Origin of the sequence: Sorangium sp. So ce381, assembly GCF_051473845.1 — a bacterium.
Lineage (GTDB): Bacteria > Myxococcota_A > Polyangia > Polyangiales > Polyangiaceae > Sorangium > Sorangium atrum.
Genome location: NZ_CP150336.1, coordinates 5466039 through 5488033, shown reverse-complemented (window position 1 = coordinate 5488033; position 21995 = coordinate 5466039). Strand labels below are relative to the sequence as shown.

General features: G+C 72.0%; 16 protein-coding genes and 2 tRNA genes. 13 read left to right on the top strand and 5 right to left on the bottom strand.

Going from position 1 to position 21995, the window contains the following annotated elements:
• Positions 1 to 98: 98 nt before the first annotated feature.
• Entirely contained in the window at positions 99 to 1910 is a 1812-nt protein-coding gene (locus tag WMF29_RS20645; protein ID WP_437330475.1) for an N-acetylmuramoyl-L-alanine amidase, read from the top strand.
• A 49-nt stretch (positions 1911 to 1959) separates the two neighbouring features.
• Here WMF29_RS20645 and WMF29_RS20640 read toward each other — a convergent pair whose 3' ends face one another.
• A complete protein-coding gene (locus WMF29_RS20640; RefSeq protein WP_012236418.1) occupies positions 1960 to 2547 on the bottom strand; it encodes a response regulator in 588 nt (195 codons plus the stop codon).
• 3 nt (positions 2548 to 2550) lie between these two features.
• Positions 2551 to 3468, bottom strand: a complete 918-nt coding sequence (locus WMF29_RS20635) for an NUDIX hydrolase (protein WP_437330474.1) — start codon at positions 3466 to 3468, stop codon at positions 2551 to 2553.
• 596 nt (positions 3469 to 4064) lie between these two features.
• Here WMF29_RS20635 and WMF29_RS20630 point away from each other — a divergent pair.
• On the top strand, positions 4065 to 4427 hold the full coding sequence (locus WMF29_RS20630; protein ID WP_012236416.1) for a TraR/DksA family transcriptional regulator: 363 nt from the start codon (positions 4065 to 4067) through the stop codon (positions 4425 to 4427).
• A 126-nt stretch (positions 4428 to 4553) separates the two neighbouring features.
• Here WMF29_RS20630 and uvrA read toward each other — a convergent pair whose 3' ends face one another.
• A complete protein-coding gene (gene uvrA, locus WMF29_RS20625) occupies positions 4554 to 7523 on the bottom strand; it encodes an excinuclease ABC subunit UvrA (RefSeq protein ID WP_437330473.1) in 2970 nt (989 codons plus the stop codon).
• Positions 7524 to 7752: 229 nt separating this feature from the next.
• On the opposite strand from uvrA, the gene WMF29_RS20620 reads away from it, so the two are divergent.
• The 10 genes from WMF29_RS20620 (at position 7753) to WMF29_RS20575 (ending at position 17839) form a co-directional block, all read left to right on the top strand.
• Complete coding sequence (locus WMF29_RS20620) at positions 7753 to 8811, top strand: formylglycine-generating enzyme family protein (RefSeq protein ID WP_437330472.1); 1059 nt, start codon at positions 7753 to 7755, stop codon at positions 8809 to 8811.
• A 1-nt stretch (position 8812) separates the two neighbouring features.
• Complete coding sequence (locus tag WMF29_RS20615) at positions 8813 to 9802, top strand: formylglycine-generating enzyme family protein (protein ID WP_437330471.1); 990 nt, start codon at positions 8813 to 8815, stop codon at positions 9800 to 9802.
• A 294-nt stretch (positions 9803 to 10096) separates the two neighbouring features.
• Positions 10097 to 10170, top strand: a tRNA-Ile gene (locus WMF29_RS20610).
• A 35-nt stretch (positions 10171 to 10205) separates the two neighbouring features.
• Positions 10206 to 10961: a zinc ribbon domain-containing protein gene (locus WMF29_RS20605; RefSeq protein WP_437330470.1), complete on the top strand. Its 756-nt coding sequence runs from the start codon at positions 10206 to 10208 to the stop codon at positions 10959 to 10961.
• 13 nt (positions 10962 to 10974) lie between these two features.
• Positions 10975 to 12246 (top strand): serine/threonine-protein kinase, encoded by a 1272-nt coding sequence (locus tag WMF29_RS20600; protein ID WP_437330469.1) that lies wholly within the window; start codon positions 10975 to 10977, stop codon positions 12244 to 12246.
• Between the two features lie 159 nt (positions 12247 to 12405).
• Positions 12406 to 12927, top strand: a complete 522-nt coding sequence (locus WMF29_RS20595; RefSeq protein ID WP_437330468.1) for a hypothetical protein — start codon at positions 12406 to 12408, stop codon at positions 12925 to 12927.
• 24 nt (positions 12928 to 12951) lie between these two features.
• Entirely contained in the window at positions 12952 to 15354 is a 2403-nt protein-coding gene (locus tag WMF29_RS20590; RefSeq protein WP_437330467.1) for a PrkA family serine protein kinase, read from the top strand.
• Positions 15355 to 15362: 8 nt separating this feature from the next.
• Positions 15363 to 16157, top strand: a complete 795-nt coding sequence (locus WMF29_RS20585) for a TatD family hydrolase (RefSeq protein ID WP_437330466.1) — start codon at positions 15363 to 15365, stop codon at positions 16155 to 16157.
• Positions 16158 to 16224: 67 nt separating this feature from the next.
• Positions 16225 to 17613 carry an energy transducer TonB family protein gene (locus tag WMF29_RS20580; protein ID WP_437330465.1) on the top strand — a complete coding sequence of 463 codons (1389 nt, stop codon included), beginning with the start codon at positions 16225 to 16227 and terminating at the stop codon, positions 17611 to 17613.
• Positions 17614 to 17762: 149 nt separating this feature from the next.
• Positions 17763 to 17839: transfer RNA gene (locus tag WMF29_RS20575), tRNA-Met, on the top strand.
• Between the two features lie 59 nt (positions 17840 to 17898).
• Here the strand turns inward: WMF29_RS20575 and WMF29_RS20570 are convergent.
• Complete coding sequence (locus WMF29_RS20570; RefSeq protein WP_437330464.1) at positions 17899 to 19596, bottom strand: L,D-transpeptidase; 1698 nt, start codon at positions 19594 to 19596, stop codon at positions 17899 to 17901.
• Positions 19597 to 19754: 158 nt separating this feature from the next.
• On the opposite strand from WMF29_RS20570, the gene WMF29_RS20565 reads away from it, so the two are divergent.
• The gene (locus WMF29_RS20565; RefSeq protein ID WP_437330463.1) at positions 19755 to 20369 is read left to right on the top strand and encodes a protein-tyrosine phosphatase family protein; all 615 of its coding nucleotides are present in this window, start codon (positions 19755 to 19757) and stop codon (positions 20367 to 20369) included.
• Here the strand turns inward: WMF29_RS20565 and murJ are convergent.
• Positions 20338 to 21993 carry a murein biosynthesis integral membrane protein MurJ gene (gene murJ, locus WMF29_RS20560; RefSeq protein ID WP_437330462.1) on the bottom strand — a complete coding sequence of 552 codons (1656 nt, stop codon included), beginning with the start codon at positions 21991 to 21993 and terminating at the stop codon, positions 20338 to 20340. The two genes, WMF29_RS20565 and murJ, sit on opposite strands and share 32 nt — an antisense overlap.
• Positions 21994 to 21995 lie beyond the last annotated feature (2 nt).

Here is a 21995-nt window from a genome sequence, read left to right as displayed (position 1 = left end):
CGGCGCGCGGGGCTGAACTGGCGAGCCGACAGCTCATCAGCCCGGCGTGGTTGCATCGTAGCGCCCCGGCGTTCGCGGCGATCGCGCTTTTTGCAGTGGTGGCGCACGCCACCCTCGGGTGCAGCGCGGAGGGCAGCGCGCCGGCCGCGCCCGCCGGGATCTCCGACGAGGAGCGCGCCGCCGCGCTGCTCGATCCGGCTGCGCTCCTCCCCCCCCGCGCCGAGACGGTCGCCCTCGCCGATGCGGTCGCCATCGCGTCATCGCGCGCCGGGGCGCCGGCGCAGGCGGCCTCGCTCGCGGAGCTGGCCGGCGATCTTCGCATGCGGCTCTTCCGCCTCGATCAGGCGGTCACCGACGCGCGCGAGGCGATGGAGCTCTACGGCGCGGCGGCGACGGCCTTCCGCGCCTCGGCCGATCCGGCCCACGTCGAGCGCGCGTGCCAGGCCGAGCGCCGCCGCGCGCTGCTCGCCGGCGAGCTCGCTCACGACGCGGCCGTCGCGTACCGCGAGCTCTACCTGGTCTCGCGGCGCTACGCGGCCCTCGCCCCGCCCGCGCCGTCCGGCGGCGGGCCGCGCTCGCAGTGCCTGGGCGCGCTCGCGCTAGCGCTCGCGCAAGCCGCCGCCTACCGGCCGAGCGGGGATGCGCTCCGCGCGCTGGAGCAGGAGGGGCACCGCGTCGAGGGCGTCGCGCTCGCGCTCGCAGCGGGGCCCGCGCCGGGCTCCTCCGCCGCGCCCGCGAGCTCCGCGACCGCGGCGCCGGTGCAGGTGACGACCGCCGAAGCCACCGGCGATGTCGTCGTCGCCCCCCGGGCGCCGGCCGCGCCCACCGGCCCGGTGAAGATCACCTCGATCGAGCGGCACGGCTCGGACAAAGGGGCGCGCGTCGTTGTCGAGCTCTCCGCGCCGACGACGTTCGACGTCGGCACGCTCGCGGCGGACGAGAGCGCCGGCAAGGACGCGCGCGTGTTCGTCGACATCGCGAGGGCGACGTCGCGCGGCGTCGCGCGGGAGATCGAGGTCGGCGGCGTCCTGCGGCGGGTGCGCGTCGGCGTCCAGCCGAACGGAACGCGCGTCGTCCTCGATCTCGCCGCCAACCTGCACCGGCGGGTCTTCTACCTCCCCGATCCGTTCCGGATCGTCGTCGACGTGAGCACCCGCGCTCCGCTGCGCGACGACAAGGACAACCCCGGCGGCGCGCGGGAGGTCCGGCGCGTCGCGATCGACCCGGGGCACGGCGGGAACGACACCGGCGCCGTCGGCCCCACGGGGTTGAAGGAGAAGGACGTGACGCTCGACGTCGCCCACCGCGTCGCCCCGCTCCTCGCGCGCGAGCTCAAGATCGAGACGCTCCTCACGCGGGACAGCGACACCTACGTGCCGCTGGAGCTCCGCACCGCGCGCGCGAACGCGTTCCACGCCGACCTGTTCGTCTCGATCCACTGCAACGCGAGCGAGAACGGCCGCGCTCGTGGGGTCCAGACGTTCTCGCTCGCGGCCCCTCACGACGGCGAGGCGACGTCGGCGCAGCTCGCGGCGCGCGAGAACGCCGCCCGCGCCGAGCGGGGAGGGCAGGGCGTGGACCTGGGTGATCCCGGCGCCCGCCTCGAGGTGGCGGCGATCCTGTCGAACCTCAACGTCGGCGACATGGCGGCTCGCTCGCGCCACTTCGCCGAGCTCCTCCAGCGGTCGTCGCTCGCCTCGCTCTCGCCCCGCTACCCCGACACGAAGGATCAGGGCGTCAGGGGCGCGGGCTTCTTCGTCCTCGCGGGCGCCGACATGCCGGCCGCGCTGTTCGAGACGTCGTTCATCTCGAACCCCGAGGACGAGGCTCGCCTCGCGACCGCCGACTTCCGGCAGAAGATGGCGGACGCCATCGTCAACGCGATCCGCGCCTACCGCGAGGGCAAGTGAGGGGCGCCGCCGGCGTGCGCGGGCCGCGCTGGCGTCGCCAGCGCTGGCGTCACCCTCGCTCGAGGCCCATGAGCCGCTCCAGCGAGTCGCGCAGCTCGCCGGCCTCGCCCTTCTTGATGAAGTCGTAGGCGCCCGCCTCGGTCGCGTTCTTCTTCATGTCCTCGTGGTTCGAGTACACGATGCAGCGGATGTGCGAGGTCGCGTCGATGGAGCGGAGCCGCTCCAGGCAGCGCACGCCGTCGAGGCCCGGCATCATGATGTCCAGGATGAGCGCGTCGGGCTGGAGGTTGCCCACCGCGACGAGCGCGTCGAACGGATCCTGGAACGTGGTCAGGTCGAACCGCCGCGAGAGCGTCTTGCGGAGCGCGGCGAGGACGGAGGGGTCGTCGTCGACCACGACGACCTTCGGCTTGCCCATCCGGAGGATCTCCGGGATCGGGTAGCCGTACTTTCGGAGGAAATCGAGCACGTCCAGCCGCCGGAAGCGGAGGTGCCGTCCGGGCGTGCGGAAGTGGCGGATCTCCCCCTTGTCCGCCCAATTGTGGATGGTCTTGAGGTCCACCTGGCAGAAGCGCGCGACGTCGCTCGCGGTGAACAGCTCGGGCTGCGTCGTGTTCTCTTTCGGGTTCGTTTCCATGGCTCACTCCTCGAGATCAGGCGTCGCCGGCACGGAGGGGGCATTCGTCTGGGGGGCGTCGAAGCTGGTCGGCACGGGTGGATCTGGCTCTCGTTCCTGTTTGATGTGGATCAGGGATCCATGTGCGCAGCATTCTTCGGCGACGAAGCGCCCGTTGCGCAGGACATAACGGGTCGGCCCCTCGGCGCGCCGATCGCGCGCCTCGTGCGAAGGGTCGCCTGGCAGCGCCAGGTAAGGCGGCTCGGCCCCGTCGCCCGGGACGAAGCGCGGACAGATCGGCAAGAGCGACTGGCGTTCCGCGAGCGCCACGGCGCTGCGCACGTCCAGGGCCGCGGCGAGGAGCTCGAGCGTGCGTGAAGTCGGCGGAGCGAGAAGGATCTCCCCACGCGCGGCGCGCTCCAGGACCTCGGACGGCGCCGCCCAGAAGCTCATCGTCGTCTCGTGTCCGTCGTGTCGCCCGATCTGGCCCGGCGGTAGCGGCAACAGGAAGAAGCGCGCGTCGAAGCGCCGCGCCTCGGCGACGGGCGTGATCCACCGCGCCCACGGGACGAGCGCCGCGAGGGCGAGCTTCAGGCCACGCCGCGCGAGGACCGCATCGAGCGGCGCCCCGGCGGCGAGCTCCCGCCCGACTTCGTCGACGTCATCGCCAGACAGCGGCGGATCGGTCGGCAGGATGCTCCCTTCCTCCAGCGTCTCGCGGCACGCGGCCACGCACAGCGCTCGCGCAGGCGTCTCGCCCGTCGCGAACGCAGCGGCGCGCGCCGGCGGCTCGGTCGCCCGATCCCTCCAGACTTCCGCGCCGTCCTGCGCGTCCACCTTCCCACCGGGGAACACCACGGCGCCTCCCATGAAGCTCGAGCTCGCGTGGCGGCGAACGCAGAACACCTCGATCCCCGCGCGACCGTCACGGAGGACGATCACCGTCGAGGCATCGCGGGGACGGACAGGGGTTCGGTTCTGATCGAAATCCAGCAATATGGGATAAATTTGTTCCACGTGAGCTGCCTTTCGTCAAACCGTCCGCTGCGTCTCACTTCCGGCGTGCTCTGTGGCGAGCATGCGGATTTGAGGCCAAGTCCGCCGCCTTTTCCGGTGGCTCGGGGACTTCCCGCAGATGCTTTCCACGCTGTCCCGACAACCGATGCCGACCGATGCCGCAGCGTCCGGTCGGTCGCGGGCGAGATGGCGCGTGACGACGCGCGTGACGCGCGTGATGCGCGTGATGCGCGTGATGCGCGTGATGCGCGTGATGCGCGTGATGACTGATGGCGAATCGAGAGGCGTCGGCCGCGGTGATATCGGGCGATCTCTGCCTGCGACGGAGGCGTCGTTGACGGGCTCGGCTCCCACGCCTAGAATCCCGCGCCTCGCAATTTCGGGGGGGTGTCTGGCCTCTCCGGACATGTCGCGGAGCCGTAAGCCCCGTCCCGGCAGCCGGGGTCAGCGCCCCGCGGCTTGCATGCGCCAGGGAGCTCAGGACGGCAGCGCCGAACGGCGCATTCGACGCGAGAGGACCTATGAACAAGGCCCAGCTGAAAAAGTTCAAGACCCTGCTTGAGACGAAGCGCGACGAGATCGTCAAGAAGGCCAAGCAAACGCTGACCGAGGACATGATGCTCGACGCGAACGATCTCCCTGACGAGATGGACCTCGCGTCGAGCGAGTACCTGCAGTCGTTCACCTTCCGGCTCCGCGGCCGCGAGAAGTCGTTCCTCGACAAGATCCAGAAGGCCCTCGTGAAGATCGAGGACGGCTCGTTCGGCAAGTGCGAGGAGTGCGAGGAGGAGATCTCGGCGAAGCGCCTCGAGGCGCGCCCCGAGACGACCCTGTGCATCCGCTGCAAAGAGGATCAGGAGCGGGTCGAGAAGGACTACGGCTGACGCTGCGCCGCGCGCGGAGGCCGCCCGTCGGTGGCCTCCACGCGCGATGGTGCCTCCGCGCCGTCGGGCGTGCGCTCCCGCTCCTGGTCCGTGTCGTGCGGACGGGACGGGGCCACGCCCGTTTTGCTATTTGCGGGCGACCGCGCGGGCGCGCGGCTGCTGCGGGGTGCGACGCTTCGCCGCCGTGAGCACATCGCGCAGGTACGCGCCGGTGAACGACGCCTCCTCCTGCGCGATGTCCTCCGGGGTGCCGGCGGCGACGATCGTCCCGCCGCGCTCGCCGCCCTCGGGGCCGAGGTCGATCACCCAGTCGCTGCAGGCGATCACGTCGAGGTTGTGCTCGATCACGAGGACCGTGTTCCCCGCGTCGCGCAGGCTCATCAGGCTCGCGGTGAGCACCTCGATGTCGGAGAAGTGCAGGCCCGTCGTCGGCTCGTCGAGCACGTAGAGCGTGCGACCGGTGGCCTTGCGCGCGAGCTCGCGCGCGAGCTTCACGCGCTGCGCCTCGCCGCCCGAGAGCGTCGTCGCCGGCTGCCCCAGCGTGATGTAGCCGAGGCCGACCCGCGCGAGCGCGGCGAGCCGCTCCCGGACGCGGGGGAGCGACTCGAACTGGTCGATCGCCTGCTCGACCGTCAGGTCGAGCGCGTCGGCGATCGACATCCCGCGGTAGAGCACCTCGAGCGTCTCGCGGTTGTACCGGCGGCCGCCGCACGTCTCGCACGTCACGAAGATGTCGGGCAGGAAGTGCATCTCGATCCGGAGCACGCCGTCGCCCTGGCAGGCCTCACAGCGGCCGCCCTTCACGTTGAACGAGAAGCGGCCCGCCTTGTATCCGCGCGTCCTCGCCTCCGGGAGGCCCGCGTAGAGCTCGCGGAGGAGCCCGAAGACCCCCGTGTACGTGGCCGGGTTGGACCGCGGCGTGCGGCCGATCGGGGCTTGATCGATCGAGATGACCTTGTCGATGTGCGAGAGGCCCTCGATGCCGTCGCACGCGCCGATCGGGGCGGAGCTCCTGTACAGCTCGTTCTTCGCGGCCGGCAGCAGCGTGTCGACGATGAGGCTCGACTTGCCCGAGCCGGAGACGCCGGTGACCGTGCAGAAGAGGCCGACGGGGATCTCGGCCGTGACGTTGAGGAGGTTGTGGGCCCGCGCGCCGCTCACGCGGATGAAGCGCCCGTCGGGGCGCTGGCGCTTCGTGGGGATCGCCAGCTGCTTCTTGCCGCTGAGGTAGGGGCCCGTGATCGACGCCGGATCGGCGCTCAGCTCCTCCGGCGTGCCTTGCGCCACCACGTTGCCGCCGTGCACGCCCGCGCCCGGGCCCATGTCCACGATGTGGTCTGCCGCGAGGATGGCGTCGCGGTCGTGCTCGACGACGACCACGGTGTTGCCGAGGTCCACGAGCCGCCTGAGCGCTTCGAGCAGGCGCGTGTTGTCGCGCGCGTGCAGGCCCACCGAGGGCTCGTCGAGCACGTAGAGCACGCCGACGAGCGCGGCCCCGATCTGCGTCGCGAGGCGGATGCGCTGGCCCTCGCCGCCGGAGAGGGTCTGCGCGGAGCGGTCGAGCGTGAGGTAGTCGAGCCCGACGTCGATGAGGAACCCGAGGCGAGCGATCACCGCCCGGAGCAGCGGCTCGGCGATCGCGCGCTCGCGCGGCGCGAGCGCCCCGTCGACGTGGGCCTCGCCCGCGGCCTGCCCATCGGCGCGGGCCCGCGGCGCCCCTTCCTTCGGCGGCATGAGGCCCTCGAGGAAGACGCGCAGCGTGCGCAGCGGCAGGGTGCCGACGTCCGCGATGTTGCGATCCCCGAGGCGCACGGCGAGCGCCTCGGGGCGCAGGCGCCTGCCGTCGCAGGCGTCGCACACGCGCGTGATGACGAAGCGGCCGATCTCGTCGGAGAGCGCGGCGCTGTCCTCGTCGGGATCGGCCTCCTCCTCGTCGGTGAGGGCGGGCTCGCCGCTGCTCAGCAGGCGCTCGAGCCGCGGGATGATCCCCTCGTAGGCGGCCCTCTTCTTCCCCCGACCGCCGGCGGCCGGGGCGTCGCTCCCCTCGAGGATCGCCTGCCGCACCGCCGCCGGCAGCTTCGCCCACGGGACGTCCGGATCGCAGCCGAGCGCGCTGACGGCCCGCTCCGTCTCCGTGGCGAGCGAGAGCGAGCCGCGCCGCCCCCAGGCCACCACCGCGCCCTCGCGGAGCGTGCGCCGAGGATCGGGGACCACGCGGTCCGGATCGATGCGGGTCCTCGCGCCGATGCCGTCGCAGGCGGGGCACGCGCCGTGCGGGCCGTTGAAGGAGAACATCCGCGGCTCGATGGGCGGCAGGGAGATGCCGCAGTCGATGCACGCGAAGCGCTCGCTCATCCAGAGCGGCTCGATCTTCATGCCGTCGCTGGAGATGTCGACGAGCAGCCTGCCCTCGCCCAGCTTGAGCGCGAGCTCGACGGAGTCGGTGAGCCGGCCCTTGATGCCGTCCTTGACCACGATCCGGTCCACGACCACATCGAGGTCGTGCGCGCGCGTCCGATCGAGGACGATCTCGTCGCCGAGATCGACGATCTCGCCGTCGATGCGCGCTCGCACGAAGCCCTCCCGGCGCAGCCGCTCGATGTCGAGCTTCAGCTCTCCGCGGCGGCCTCGCGCGATGGGCGCCATGATCGTGACCCGCGTCTTGTCGCCGAAATCGAGGATGCGGTCGACGATCTGCTGGACGGTCTGGGCCTCGATCCGCTTGCCGCACGCGGGGCAGTGCGGGGTGCCGACCCGCGCGAAGAGCAGGCGGAGGTAGTCCGAGATCTCGGTCACCGTGCCGACGGTCGATCGCGGGCTCTTCGCCAGCGCGCGCTGCTCGATCGCGATGGCGGGCGAGAGGCCCTCGATCGACTCGACGTCCGGCTTGGACAGCTGCTCGAGGAACTGCCGCGCGTAGGCGGAGAGCGACTCGACGTAGCGGCGCTGCCCTTCCGCGTAGATGGTGTCGAACGCCAGGGACGACTTGCCCGAGCCGCTCGGGCCCGTGATCACCACCAGGCGGTCGCGCGGAAGCGACACGCTGACGTTCTTGAGGTTGTGCTGCCGGGCGCCTCGAACGACCAGTCGATCCATAGGGGGAACCGGAGAGCTATCACACACGGAAGCGGGCGTGGCGCCGCTCCTGCTCGCCGCTCGCTGCTCGGTCGGCTCTGTTGCCCCGCCCCGTCGTCGCGCGCCGCGACGCGCCGCGCACGGCGCGGGCGCGGTCTTCCGGTTGTCTTGCAATTCTTCTCACGTCGCTGCGCTGCGAGCTGGACTATGAGAGGGCGCGCAGGTGGAAGCGCGTGCAAGGAGTGTCCTGATGGCGGTCGGCGCCGGCGCTGCGCTCGGCGTGGTCGCGCTCCTTGCGCGGTACGCGCCTGAGCTCGACGCGCTGCTGCTCGCGCCGCCCTCTCCGTCCGGGCGCTTCGAGCCCGGTCCCGCTGCGGCGCGCTCTGCCGGGCCCGCGGCGCCCGCGTCGTTCACGCCAGCACCCGCAACGGCCGTCGGTCAGGGAGAGCCAGCGGCGCCCGCGCCGGGCTCGCCTCCCGGTGCGGCCGCGGTTTCGCGAAGCGCGAGCCCGCGGGCGACCGCGGCGGCCCCGCTGGTCGATCCCTTCGCGGCGGATCCGGTAGCGCGCGCTGCGTGTCCCGCCGACATGACCTTCGTGGAGGGCGATTTCTGTCCATCCCTCCCGTATGTCTGCACCCGCAGCGGCGAGGGAGCTGGCCATGGCTGCCCCGAGTACGGGCGCGGCGCTCGATGCAGGGCTCCGGTGGATCACCGGCGCTTCTGCATCGACCGCCACGAGTGGCCGAACCGGGTGGGCGAGCTCCCGCGCGTCTACGTCGACTGGTACGAGGCGAAGTCGCTCTGCGCCTCGATCGGCAGGCGGCTGTGCCGGCGCTCCGAGTGGATGCTCGCTTGCGAAGGCCCGAAGCGCCTGCCGTATCCTTGGGGCTTCGTGCGCACGCCCAGCCCTTGCAACATTGACCGCGCCGCGATCGAGTTCGACATCGACGCCATGGTGGACGAGGCGACCCGCGAGGGCGAGATCGCCCGGCTGTGGCAGGCGGATCCCATCGGATCGCACCCGAACTGCATCAGCGCCTACGGCGCGTACGACCTCTCCGGCAACGTCGACGAGTGGACCGACAACCTCGCCGACGATCCGGGCACATCGCGCCCGGCGACGCTCAACGGCGGCTACTGGGGTCCTGTTCGGAACACCTGCCGCCTCACGACCGGAGGGCACGGGCCGACGTTCAAGTTCTACCAGGTCGGCTTCCGCTGCTGCGCGGACACGGTCGACGGCGTCGTCACGCCGCCGCCGCGGCCCTTCATCGAGCGCGACCGCGAGAAGGACGGCGTGTACGACTGACATGCGCGAGCGCATCGCCTTCATCGCCGCCCTCGTCGTCGCCGCCCTGGTGAGCGCGCTCCTCTTTGCCCCCCGCTTCCAGAGGCCGCCTGGGCCGCTCGACGCGGCGAGCGCGGCCCCGGTCGCGAGCGTCGCCCCGCCGGAGCCGGCCCCGCCGGCGCCCGCGCTGGCGCCCGAGGCGCCTCCGCCGCTGCCTGCGTACGTGCGCGTCGACCCGGAGAGCCGCACGGCGTGCCTCGGCGGGATGGTGCTCGTCGACGGCATCTACTGCCCGTACGTCGGGCACCACTGCGCCGCGTACATCGACGAGGAGAAGGACATCTGCGCGCGGTTCGAGCCGGAGGTCCTCTGCGAGGGGCGCCTCCAGCACCGGCGCTTCTGCATCGACGTCTTCGAGTACCCGAACATCGAGGGCGTCCGCCCGGTGGTGATGGTCAACTGGCTGGAGGCGAAGCGCGCCTGCGAGATCGAGGGCAAGCGGCTCTGCTCCGGCGAGGAGTGGGAGTTCGCTTGCGAGGGGCCGCAGATGTGGCCCTATCCCTACGGGATCGCTCGCGATCCCGACGCCTGCAACATCGACAGGAAGATCTCGATGCCGGTGCTCGAGACGTTCGCTGACCCATGGAAGATCTCGGCGGAGGTCGAGCGGCTCGATCGCCGGGTTGCGTCCGGGGAGATGAGCCGGTGCGTCAGCCCCTTCGGCGTGCGCGACATGACCGGCAACGTGGACGAGTGGGTGAACAACGAGCTCGGCATGCTGGACGAGAAGCCGTTTCGATCGACGCTGAAAGGGGGGTACTGGGGGCCGATCCGCTCGCGATGCCGCCCGGTCACGTCGACGCACAACCGGTGGTTCCGCTTCTATCAGGTCGGGTTCCGGTGCTGCTCCGACGCGCTCGACGGCGGCAAGGCCGTGACCCCGGCAGCCAAAACGGCGCGCATCCCGCGCCGCAGCCCGATGGTCGATCCGGGCGGGCGGCAGGGGCCGTGAGGGGCCGCGGCCTGTGGCGTGGCCTCGGGCGTGGCCTCGGGCGTGGCCTCGGGCGCGGACTGACCGCGCACGCCGGCGCAATGTCCGTGCGCGATGTCCGGCGAGGCCCCTCGTCGCGCTGCGCCCCGTCCGCGGACGGGCTTCCTTCACGGCCGAGCCACCCCTGATCGCCGTGGCGCCATCGGGGAACCCGGTCCGGCCGAACCGCTCCCCTTCCAACTGCGCGCCGCTTGGACTACGTTGTCCGCCGGTGCGAAAGTGGGCGGACCCGATCGGGGGTTCGCCCTTGTACCAGGGCCTATAGCTCAATCGGTCAGAGCCCCCGGCTCATAACCGGGCTGTTCCTGGTTCGAGTCCAGGTGGGCCCACGAAAGCCACGAAACAGAAGGAGACAAGGAAGCACGTGAGCATCCGCGAGCAGATCGCATTCCTCGAAGAGCTGTCGGCCATCGACAGCGAGATCCGCCGCATCGATGAGCAGCTCGACAAGCAGCGCGGCAGCCTGGAAGGGATGCGGTCCGATCTGAAGCGGCTAGAGGAGCGGCTGAAGGGCGATCGGGAGACCCTGGCGGCGATGGAGAAGACGCGCTCCGAGCTCGTCGTCGAGCTCCGCCAGATGTCGAGCCAGATCGAGCGCTCGCGGGAGAAGCTGCAGCGCTCCCGGAACGAGCGCGAGTCCAACGCGGCGCAGCGCGAGATCGAGGAGCTGCGCAAGCTGCACCGCGATCGCGAGGAAGAGATCGAGCGGCTGAACTCGGCCTCCGAGGGGGCGCGCTCGGCGATCGATGTGGCGGAGGCGAAGCGCGTCGAGCTGGCGGGGGCGATCGACGGCAGCGCGCCCGGGACGCAGGCGTCGCTGGCGGCGCTCGAGACCGAGCGCGGCCAGCGCGCCGAGGCGCGCCAGCAGGTGGTCGGCAAGCTGCCGGTCGTCCTGTACCGCCGCTACGAGTCGATCCGGACGCGCAGGCCCGTCGCGATCGCCCGCACCTACGACGGCACATGCCTCGGCTGCCACCTGTCCGTGCCGCCGATGATGTTCCAGAAGATGCGCCGCCAGGAGGAGTTCGAGCGGTGCCCGAACTGCAACCGGATCCTCTACTACATGCCGCCGGAGCCCGCGACGGGCAGCACGCCGGCCGCGGACCCCTCCCGCGCCTGATCCCGGGTGCGGCTTGAAGACGTGCTCCGCCTGCTTCAGGCTCTTCTCGCACGACAGCGGCTTCTGTCCGGTCGACGGGCAGCGCCTCATCCCGGTCGCTGAGGTATCGCCGCCGGTCCACCCGGAGGACAGGCGCGTCGGCGCGACCCTCTGCGGTGGGCGCTACCAGGTCTGGCGGATCGTCGCCGACGGCGGCATGGGGCGCGTGTATCAGGCGCTCGATCTGCGGACCGGCCGCAGCGTCGCCCTGAAGATCCTCCACCCCGAGGTCGCGCTCGACGAGGTGAGCGTCGAGCGCTTTCACCGCGAGTTCGAGGTCAGCGCGTCGCTGCCCCACGAACAGATCGTCGACGTGCTCGCCTTCGAGAAGACCGAGGACCACAGCTTCGCGCTGGTCATGGAGTACCTCGAGGGCGAGGAGCTGCGGACGGTCCTCAAGCGCGACAAGGTGCTGCCCCCCGAGCGCCTGGTGCGGATGCTGTCGCAGATCGCGCTCGGCCTCGAGGAGGCCCACAAGCGCAAGGTCGTGCACCGCGATCTCAAGCCGGACAACATCTTCCTGGTCGGCACGCACGACGGCGACATGGTGAAGATCCTCGACTTCGGCAGCGTGCGCGACAACAGCGAGGGCGCGAAGAAGCTGACCGTCGTCGGCACGACGATCGGATCGCCCTTCTACATGTCCCCCGAGCAGGCGCAGGGGCTGCTCGCGCTCGACCATCGCGCCGACGTCTGGTCGGTCGCGGCGATCGTGTTCGAGTGCGTCACGGGGAAGGTCCCGTTCCACGCGCCGACCGGTCCGATGATCCTCGTGGCCATCATGGGCAGCAACCCGCTGCCTCCGAGCGTGGCGGGCAAGGCTTACGGGGCGCCGGCCTCGCTCGATCCGGTGATGGAGGAGGCCTTCATGAAGAGCCCGGAGGCGCGCCTCCCCTCCGTCGGCCTGCTCGCCGATCGCGTGGGCCAGGCGTATGGTCTCGCGGGGTCGCACCGCGACTGGGCGTACCTGCCGCAGAAGGAGCTCGCGGCCCGGATCCGCGCCGCGCTGCCGTCGGTCCTGGCCCGCCAGGCGCATGCCCCGGCGAGAGTCGGCGCGGTCCCCGCCGGTGCGAGCGGCGGATCGATCGCCGCCGCGGCCATCGCGCCCTCGCCGGACGCTGCCGAGGCGTTTGCCGAGGACATCGTGATGGGCGTGCCACAGCGCTTGCCGCGCTGGGTCATCCCCGCAGCGGCTGGCGCGGCGGTGCTGCTCTGTGCGCTCGTCGCGCTGCTGATTTCGCGCTGACGGCGGCGCCGGGCCGCGCGCTCGTGCAACGTTGCGCCTTACGCGCCGCGGCGGCGGCTGGGGCGTAAAGCGCGCGCGCTCCGGTTCAGTGCGCCATCGTCCTGGGCGCCGGGGCCCCGCGTTCGCGCTGGCGCCGCCGCTGTGTTATTTGTGTTGACCATGAGCACTCATCCTTCAACTCGGACCCGCAAGCCCCTCTCCGCCGCGATGTGCCTGATCGCGCTCTCCGGGCTCCCCGTCCTCGGCTGTAGCCAGAGCGAAGCGGCGACCTCTCGCGGCGCCCCCGAGGCAGCACCTGCGGCCCCACCCCAGGGCGGAAAATCGAAGGTCGAGGATGCGGTCTACACCCTCGAAATGAAGCCGACGGGGACGTACAAGGCCGGCCAGGAGGGGCTCGTGGAGGTGTCGCTCCTGTCGAAGGGCGACTACCACATCAACGACAAATACCCCATCAAGTTCAAGGTCACCGAGGCGGCCGCCGAGGGCGTTTCGTACCCGAAGCCCTTGCTCAAGCGCGAAGACGGCACCTTCGAGGAGAGCAAGGGCCTCCTCAAGGTCCCGTTCGTGGCGGCCAAGAAGGGCAAGACCAAGGTGGCGGGCGTGCTCTCCTTCAGCATCTGCAGCGCCGCGAATTGTTTGATGCAGAAGCAGGAGCTCGAGGCGGTCGTCGACGTGCAGTAGGCAGAACGGTAAACTCAGCCTCACGTGAACAACGACACCTCCGGTTGCCAGGGGGGCCAGCCCAGCGAGGTCGGCCCCAGCCAGACGGTCCAAGGCAGTGCGGCTGAGCGGGCTCGAAAGGCCCTCTCCGAGCTCGATGCCATCGCCTCCTCGATGGCGCGGCGCTTCAACGAAGAGCAGCGGGTCCTCTCGTTCCAGCAGTACCTGGAGCTCTTCGCTTCCAATCCGGTCCGCTTCGGACGCGACGCGGCTCGCTACGTCCGCGACATGTTCGACCATTTCGGCACGCGGACGATCAAGAAGCCCTGGGGGGAGCTGACCCGGTTCCAGCTCTTCGATCTGCCGTGGGAGCTCCCCGCGACCGAGCCCGCGCAGCAGGGCGCGCCGGCCGCGGCCTCCTACCACGGCCGGGACTTCGCGCTGATCGGCCACGAAGAGCTCCAGGCCGAGGTCTACCGGGTGCTCTGCAACTTCGTGCGCGAGGGCAGGGCCAACAGGCTCGTCCTGATGCACGGGCCGAACGGCTCGGCGAAGAGCACGCTCGCCGCCTGCATCCTGCGCGCCCTGGAGCACTACTCGACCCTCGATGAGGGAGCCGTGTACCGCTTCCACTGGGTGTTCCCGAGCCGCAAGACGATGCGCGGCTCGATCGGCTTCGGCGGCGACGTGAAGGCGAGCGCCGCGGACGGCACGAGCTACGCCCACCTCGAGGACGATCAGATCGACGCCCGGCTCGTGATCGAGCTCAGGGATCACCCGCTGTTCCTGCTCCCGGTGCGAGAGCGGCGGGCGCTCATCCTGAAGCTCTACGAGGACGCCGGCGCGACGGAGCCGCCGCCCGAGTGGCTGATGAGCGGCAAGCTGTCCCACAAGAACCAGCAGGTCTTCGAGGCGCTCCTCGTGGCGAGCGGCGGCTCGCTCGTCGAGACGTTGCGGCACGTCCAGGTCGAGCGGTACTTCATCTCCCGCCGTTACCGCGTCGGCGCGGTCACGATCGGCCCGGAGCTCTCGGTCGACGCCGGCGAGCGGCAGATCACGGCAGATCGCTCGCTCGCCTCGCTCCCGACATCGCTCCAGGCGACGACGCTCTTCGAGGCGCACGGTGAGCTCATCGAGGCCGCCGGGGGCGTGCTCGAGTTCAGCGATCTCCTCAAGCGACCGCTCGACGCCTTCCGGTACCTCCAGCTCACGCTGGAGACGGGGGAGGTCAGCCTGCCGCAGCAGACCGTGCAGACGAACGTCGTGATGATCGGCAGCGCCAACGACGTGCACCTCAACGCCTTCCGGGAGCACCCGGAGTTCCCGAGCTTCCGCGGGCGCTTCGAGCTCCTGCGCGCGCCCTACCTCCGGAGCTACCCCGACGAGCAGGCGATCTACGACACGCAGATCGTCCCGTTCGTGACCCGCCACGTCGCCCCGCACGCGACGCGCGTCGCCGCGCAGTTCGCCGTGCTCACCCGGATGCGGCAGCCGGAGGCGAAGCGGTACCCCGACGCGCTCGCGCCGCTCGTCTCGAGCCTCACCGCCGTCGAGAAGATGGAGCTGTTCGCGACGGGCACGGCGCCGGAGCGGTTCGACGCCGAGGCGCAGAAGGTCCTGCGCGCGGGCATCGAGGCGATCTACCACGAGAGCGACGCGTCCGTGGACTTCGAGGGGCGCCTCGGCGTCTCGCCGCGGGAGGTTCGGACGCTCCTGCTCGACGCGGCGCAGAGCGAGGATCACGCGTGCCTCTCCCCGTTCGCCGTGCTCTCGGAGCTCGACGCGCTCTGCAAGCGCCAGGCGGAGTACGACTGGCTCAAGGAGAAGCAGCTCGCGGGCGGCTACCACGATCACCGGCTCTTCCGGGAGGTCGTGCGCACGCGCCTGCTCGACACGACCGAGGAGGAGATGCGGACGGCCAGCGGCCTCGTCGACGAGACGCGCTACGCCGAGCTGTTCGATCGGTACGTCTCCCACGTCGGCGTCTGGGTGAAGGGGGAGAAGATCAGGAACCCGCACACCGGCGACTTCGAGAACCCGGACGAGCGCATGATGCGCGAGGTGGAGGCGCTCCTCGGGGTCCGCACGAAGCACGACGATCACCGGCGCGGCCTGATCTCGGCCATCGCGGCGTGGGCCATCGACCACCCTGGCCAGAAGATCGTCAACGCGGTCGTGTTCCCGCAGCAGATCCGCAAGCTGCGGGAGGCGGTGTTCACGGAGCGGCGCAAGGGCGTGGCGCTCCTGGTTCGCGATCTCGTCGCGCTCCTCCGCGACGCGCAGGGCGACGGCAAGTCCGACAAGGGCTGGGGCGAGCTGCGCGAGGAGGAGCGCAGGAACGCGACCCGCGCGCTCGAGCGGCTGCGCGGGATGGGCTACTGCGACCGCTGCGCGCTCGACGCCGCGAGCGCGCTGCTCCGCGCGCGCTTCGCGGAGCTCGTCACCTGAAGCGAAGCATGATCATCGACTCCCACTGCCACGTCGATCCGCGTCATTTCCGCGAGGGAGCGGACGCCGTCCTGGACCGCGCGCGGGCCGCCGGCGTGGACGCGTTCGTGGTCGTCGGCGTCGACGCGGATCTCTCCGCGGCGCGCTTCGCCGCGGATCTCGCCGCGCGGCGCGCCGACGTGCACGCCGCGGTCGGCGTCCATCCGCACGACGCCTCCGCCGTGGACGACCGGATGCTCGCGGAGCTCGAGGTCCTCGCGCGCCGGCCCGAGGTCGTGGCCGTCGGCGAGATCGGCCTCGACTACCACTACATGCACTCGTCGAAGGACACACAGCAGCGCGTCTTCGCCGACCTCGTCGCCCTCGCTCGGAGGGTGGAGAAGCCCATCGTCATCCACACGCGCGAGGCGCCGGAAGACACGCTCGCGATCCTGGAGCGCGCCCAGGCGAGCGACGTGGGCGGCATCATTCACTGCTTCTCCGAGGATCGCGCGTTCGCCGAGCGGGCGCTCGCGCTCGATTTCGACCTCTCGTTCTCGGGCATCGTCACCTTCAAGACCGCGCGTGCGATCCAGGAGGTCGCCGCCTGGGCTCCGGCGGATCGGATCCTGGTCGAGACGGACAGCCCTTACCTCGCGCCGGTGCCGTTCCGGGGGAAGCGGTGCGAGCCAGGGCACGTGCTGCACACGGCGCGCTTCGTCGCGGAGCTCCGGGGCGAGCCCTTCGAGGCGCTGGCCGCGCGCACGGCGGAGAACACCCGCAGGCGGCTGCGGCTCCCGCTGGACGGCGCGCCCACCGGCTGAGACGAGCGCGCGCGGTCTGCGCCTGCGGGCTCGCCCCAGGCACGCCTCGAGGCATAGTGACAGCACGATGGCGCAGAGGTCTCGCGACGGCCGCCGGATCGCCTCCGCGTGGGCGCTCTCCGTCGCAGCCCACGCAGGGCTGGTGGGCGCAGGCGCGCTGGCCGTCGCAGGCTCGTTCTCGGCACGTGAGGTCGCGCGCGCACGGACGGTCGGGTCGCCAGCCGCGGTGAGCGCGCCGATCGAGATCGAGCTGCCCGTCGTCTCGGACGGCACGCTCGACCGCGCGGCGGCGACCGCGCCCGAGCCGGCCGTCCTCCTTTCGCGGGGCGGAGGGGAAGCCGCACCGCGGCCGGACACGGGGACGAGCGGGCGCGGCGGCACCGACGCGGCGGAGCTGCCTGCGTTGAACCTCGCCGACAGGGACGACGCGATCTTCCTGTCTCCAGAGATCCGCTCGCGCCTCGACAGGAGCCAGATCCAGCGTATCCGCTCGTCGCCCCAGCGCGCGTCGCGCGAGGACTGGCGAGCCAGCCGGGAGCCCATGGAGCTCACGTTCCTCGCGGGAGGGCGGGTGGGCCGCCGGTCCGAGCGACGCACGTCGGCCGAGCGCGATCCGTCGCTCGGGGCGCGCGATGGCGGCGCGCCCCAGCGTCGAGGCGGCGTGCTCGGCGCTGCGGCCCAGCCTGCAGGCATCGACGGCGCGAGCGACGTGCCCGCTGCGCGCGACGCGACGCTCCCCCTGGGGGCGAGCCCGCGCGCCACCGGCGGCGCCGTCGAGGGAGGCGAGCGCGCGTCCGCGGGGCTGGGCGTTCGCGACGCGCGGCCCGGCGAGGATCACCGCGAGAGCGCGGCGGTTCCGCTGGCCCGGCCGATGGTCGCGGTGGGCACGCCATCCGTCCCCGCCGACGCCGTGGGGCATCCGAACGACACGGTGGACAGCGAGCAGGAGGTGGCGACGGCGATCCAGTCGCTCGTCCACGCCAGCTCGGCCGGAGGGGCGCGTGGGTTCGGGCCAGGCGGACAGGAAGGACCGGGCGCGACCGGCGCGGGTGGCGTGGCGGGCCGCGGTGCGCGTTCCAGCGCGCTCGGTTCGGGGCGCGGCCGGCTGCTCGACAACGATCCGCTCGATCGCAGGCGCAGCCACTACATGAGGCAGGTCATGGCCAAGCTGCACCCGCTGTGGGCCGACGCGTTTCCCAAGTGGGCCGCGGGCGAGGGGCTTCAGGGGACCGTGATCGTGACCTTCGTGATCCGCGCGGATGGGACCGTGGGAAGCGCGTCGGTGACGCGGCCGAGCGGCATCCCCGAGTTCGATGAGAACTGCCGGCGCGCGGTGCTGCGCGGTTCGCCGTACCCTCCGGTGCCGCCCGAGCTCGGCGAGAGCTTCCGGTGGTCGATGCCGTTCGACGCGAAAAACCCGGCCGTCCTGCCGAAGCACCGAGAGCGCGAACGGTGATCCCGAGCAATCTTCTGGGATGACTGCGGTGACCGTGATGACCGTGAAGACGGAGATGACCGCGATGACCGCGATGACCGTGTGTCGCGACGCGCACGACCTCGCTTGACAGAGTGGAGACGTGGCGGTACTAGTCCGCCCTCACTTTTGCCGAAGTAGCTCAGCTGGCTAGAGCAGGCGTTTCATACGCGCCGGGTCGGGGGTTCGATTCCCTCCTTCGGCACCAGCAGTGGTGACAGTCGGCCGCTGGCCTCCCTCGGAGGGCCAGCGGTGGCTGAGTGAACATCAAGGCCGCACGTGGACGAGGGTTCCTTCCTCGTCGTTGCTGTACACAGCGTGCCAGCCTTCGGGGAGCTCCGGCTCGGCCCACAGGAAGATGCGCCGCGCATCGATGGGCGTCAGCGCGATGTCGTGGAAGCCCTGCGCTTCGCCGACCCCTGCGCCCAAGTACATGCCGGTGATCGCCTGGCCCGGCGCGAGGTCCATCACCCACGGGGCGTCGGTGACGTCGAAGCTGTCGGCGACCTCGCGCGGATCGATGTTGCGCGTGACGTGCTTGCTCCGCACGCGGAAGGTGCCGCGCGCGGTGGACGCGCTCGATTCAGGGTCGCGCAGCTGGTCGCGTCCGGACGAGATCAGCGTGGCGTAGATGGGCTTCTGCCCCTCGTAGGCCGTCAGCGTCTGGTTCACCAGGCTGACGTCGAGCCAGCGCTGCGAGCCTTTGGCGAAGTCGGGGAGCTTGGTGCGACGCACGACGACGACGAGGTCCTGCGCGCGCAGCCAGAAGCCGTCGCGCGCCTCCTCGAAACGGACGCCGTCCACCGTCCTGAACCTGCCCGTGAGCGGCACGCCCGTGTGGCGCTCGAGCTCCTCGTCGTTCTCGCTCGCCTTGCCGCGGCCGAGGGACCACGTGTGGACGTCGTGGCGATGGACGAAGGCCACAGGCAGGCCGAGCTTCTCGACATCGAGGCCGTGCCACGGTGATCCGAGCGCGGCCTGGAGCCGGTCGGCCGGGATGAGCCGTCCGTCGGGCGTCACGCCGAACCTGCGCCCGTCGGCCGCTCCCGCCGTGAACGCGCGGGTGATCGCGACCCCGCTGCCTTTGCGCAGCGCCACCGTCTTCAGCGCGGCGCGCAGATCGACGTGGGCGCCGTCCTTTCTGCCGATGTCGATGCCGAGCGCGGCGACGGGCGGGAGCGGCGCGACCGCGTCGGCGATCGGGCAGAAGAAGAATCCGGCCTCGGTCCTGCGCCCGTCCTCGCCGATGCCGTCGCCGCGCGGCAGCAGCACCGGGGGCCCCGAGGAGACGCCGCGCGCGTCCAGCGGGACGTCGTTGGCTGACGCGCCGAGCTGCGCGTCGCTGCGCTGCACACGCTCGAGGTGGCGATCGAGATCCGGCTCGGCGTGCTGCACCTCCTCGCGGCTGGGCACCCCGAAATACACCGGGGTGCCCTGGGTGCGCGCGCGGCCGTAGCGGTAGGGGAGGGGCCGCGACGTGTCGGGTGGAGCCGGCAAGAGCGCGAGCACGTCGGTGTTCAGCGTCGCGCCGTCGCCTGCGCAGACGAACCCGCGGGGGCGGACCGCATACCATCCGCCGCTGCACCCCGCGCGTCCGTACGGCTCCGAGGACCTCACGACGGCGGCGCCAGGATAGAGCTCGCCGAGCTTGCGAGCGCCCGCCTGCGGACCCGCGAGCACGGGCGTCCCTGCGCGAAGCGCGACCAGCTTGGGGCCGTCCGCCGGCAGCGCGGCGACCTCGAGCGCACCGTCGTCGCTCGCCCCCTCCTTCGACAGCTCCACCGCCGCGCCCGCCGGTTTGCATCCGCACACGGTCAGCGCGACGAGCAAGCTTGCGAGCCGCCCATCGACGCGTCGCGCGCGGGGGCCGCCCTCGGTGCGCCGTGGCGCGCAGATCAGCGGCGTCCGGCGGCGCGGAGACGAGGCCGAGCGGGAGAGATCCGTCGGCATGGAAGCGAGCGGCATCCGTCGATGCATGCCCGGCTGGCGCGCGCTGGGCCAAGTTCCGTGGCGTCGCCGGCGCATCGTCGGTCCGCTCGGCGCGCGTGTCATGGGCGCGCGTCATCAGCGCGCGTGCCGCCCGGCCGCTGGCACAGCGCCAGCGTCGACGCCATGAGGTGCGCGTGCGCCTTCGCCCTGCGCTGGTGTTCCTCCTGCTCGCGCCGTACGCCCTCGTCTTCTATGCATTCCTGGCGTTGCGCCGCGCCTCCGCGTCGCTCCGGCCGCGGCACCCGTGGCGCACGTGGGTGAGCTCGAACCTCCTGATCGGGGGGTTCCTTCTTCCGGGCGACGTCGCCGAGCTCCGTCGCCTCGGCGTCCGCGCCGTGATCAACGTGTCGCGCGAGCTGTACGATCCGGTGCTCGCGCTGCGCGCGGCGGGGGTCGAGTACCTGCGCATCCCCTGCTGGGACATGTGCGCTCCCGCGCTCGAGGAGGCCGCGCGCGGCGTGGCGTTCCTCGAGCGGCATATCGTCGCTGGCCACCGTGTCCACGTCCACTGCGCGAGCGGCGTGGGCAGGAGCGTGACGCTCGCGCTCTGCTACCTCGCCACCCGCGGCGGCATCGAGGTGGGCGACGCGCTCGCCCTCATCGAGCGACGGCGCCCGCGCGTCGCGCTGAGCCCCGCGCAGCGCGCGTTCGTCGAGCGCTACGTCGCGTGGCACCGAGAGCACGCGGAGGGCGGTGCGCGCGCGGCGCCGCCCGGGATCACCTCCGGCGCAGGAGGGACTTCAGGCTGAAGAGCCCGAGCGCGGGCGCCGCGACGGCGAAGGCGCCGCCGCACGCAGCGAGGATGAGCGCGGCACCCCACGGCGCCGCGGCCGCCGCCTCGGGCAGCGCCGCCTTCAACGCGGCGCCGCAGCCGACCGATATCGCCGCGAGCAAGGCCACGCGGCCGATCCGGATCTGATCCAGCCCGAGCCCGCCGATCTCGCGCCGCACGCGGTGCCCGAGGGCGATCGCCTCGACCCACCCTGCGATGACGGCGCCGAGCACCACGCCGAGCACGTCGAGCCACCGCATCAGGAGGAGCGCGACGGCGGTGCTGACGACCACGCGATAGAGCGCGTAGCGGGCCGGGGTCCTCGTGTCCCCCAGCGCGAACGAGGCGGTGATCAGCACGCGCCCGGCGGCGTTCCCGAGCAGCGCGAGCCCGTAGGCGCACACGAGCGGCTCGACCCGCGCCGTCGACGCCTTGTCGAACGTCCCGGTCTGCAGCAGCAGCGTGATGAGCTCCCGTCCGAGCACCATGAACACGGCCGCGGCCGGCACGGTGAGCACCGTGATCCGCGCGAGCGACGCCCCGAGCCGGCGCGACAGCGCCTCGTTGCGCCGCGCGACGTCGGCCTCGGCCGTGTCGCGCGCCATCTCGGGCAACGCGACCGCGGCCTCGCCGACGCCGAGGACGCTCATCGGCAGGAGGTAGACCGTCTGCGCGTAGTTGAAGGCCGCGTTCGCGCCCGCGCCGAGGAAGCTCACGAGGAGCGTGTCGACGAGCCCGGACACCTGGATGATCCCGCGGCCGAGCAGCGCGGCGGGCAGCTTGCTGCCGGCCTCGCGGACGCTCGGGTCGCGCGCGTCGAGGCGCGGCGTGAGCCCGCCGAGCAGCGCGCGCGCCGACGGGAGCAGCAGCGAGAGCTGCAGCGCCGCGCCCGCGAGCGCGCTCCACGCGAGCGCCTCGGCGAGCGGCTCCCCGCGCATGCCGAGCCACGCGCCGCACGCGAGCAGCCCCGCGATCTGGGCGGCGCTCCACGCGACGGGCGCGGCATACGGGAGGAAGAACCGCCGGTGCGCGTTCAGCACGCCGAGCCCCCACGCCGACAGCACGAGCAGGCCCGTCATCGGGAAGATGATCCGGACGATCCGGGTCGTGCTGGCGAGCTTGTCGGCGTCGAAGCCTGCCGCGACCACGAAGGACAGCCACGGCGCCGCGAGCACGCCGGCGATCGACGCGGCCGCGGCGGCGACGAGCAGGAGCCCGAGGGCGGAGAGGGCGAAGTGCGCCGCGCGTCGCGCGTCGCCGGCCGCGCGGAGGCGCGCGTAGACGGGGATGAAGGTCGCGGAGAGCGTCCCCTCGCCAAGCAGGTTCTGGGTGATGTTCCCCGCGCGGAACGCCGCCGCGAGCACGTCCGCGAGCTCGGATGTACCGAAGAAGTGCGCCGTCACCCGCTGGCGGAGCAGCCCGACGAGCCGCGAGAGGATGATCCCTGCGGTGACCATCGCCGAGGAGCGCGCCGCGCTGGTCGCCGTCTCCTGCCCGGCCGCCGGCGGGCCTGCGCTGGTCGCCGCGGGCGCGCCCGGGGCTGCGCTCGCCGGCGTGGTCCCTGCCTGAATGGCGGCGGGCGGATCGAGATCGGGCGGCACGG

What these genes read in the sequence shown, in the direction of transcription:
- WMF29_RS20640 (WP_012236418.1), bottom strand. Translation starts at nt 2,547, where the DNA reads ATGGAAACGAACCCGAAAGAGAACACGACGCAGCCCGAGCTGTTCACC.
- WMF29_RS20630 (WP_012236416.1), top strand. Translation starts at nt 4,065, where the DNA reads ATGAACAAGGCCCAGCTGAAAAAGTTCAAGACCCTGCTTGAGACGAAG.
- uvrA (WP_437330473.1), bottom strand. Translation starts at nt 7,523, where the DNA reads ATGGATCGACTGGTCGTTCGAGGCGCCCGGCAGCACAACCTCAAGAAC.
- WMF29_RS20620 (WP_437330472.1), top strand. Translation starts at nt 7,753, where the DNA reads ATGGCGGTCGGCGCCGGCGCTGCGCTCGGCGTGGTCGCGCTCCTTGCG.
- WMF29_RS20615 (WP_437330471.1), top strand. Translation starts at nt 8,813, where the DNA reads ATGCGCGAGCGCATCGCCTTCATCGCCGCCCTCGTCGTCGCCGCCCTG.
- WMF29_RS20595 (WP_437330468.1), top strand. Translation starts at nt 12,406, where the DNA reads ATGAGCACTCATCCTTCAACTCGGACCCGCAAGCCCCTCTCCGCCGCG.
- WMF29_RS20585 (WP_437330466.1), top strand. Translation starts at nt 15,363, where the DNA reads ATGATCATCGACTCCCACTGCCACGTCGATCCGCGTCATTTCCGCGAG.
- WMF29_RS20580 (WP_437330465.1), top strand. Translation starts at nt 16,225, where the DNA reads ATGGCGCAGAGGTCTCGCGACGGCCGCCGGATCGCCTCCGCGTGGGCG.
- WMF29_RS20570 (WP_437330464.1), bottom strand. Translation starts at nt 19,596, where the DNA reads ATGCCGCTCGCTTCCATGCCGACGGATCTCTCCCGCTCGGCCTCGTCT.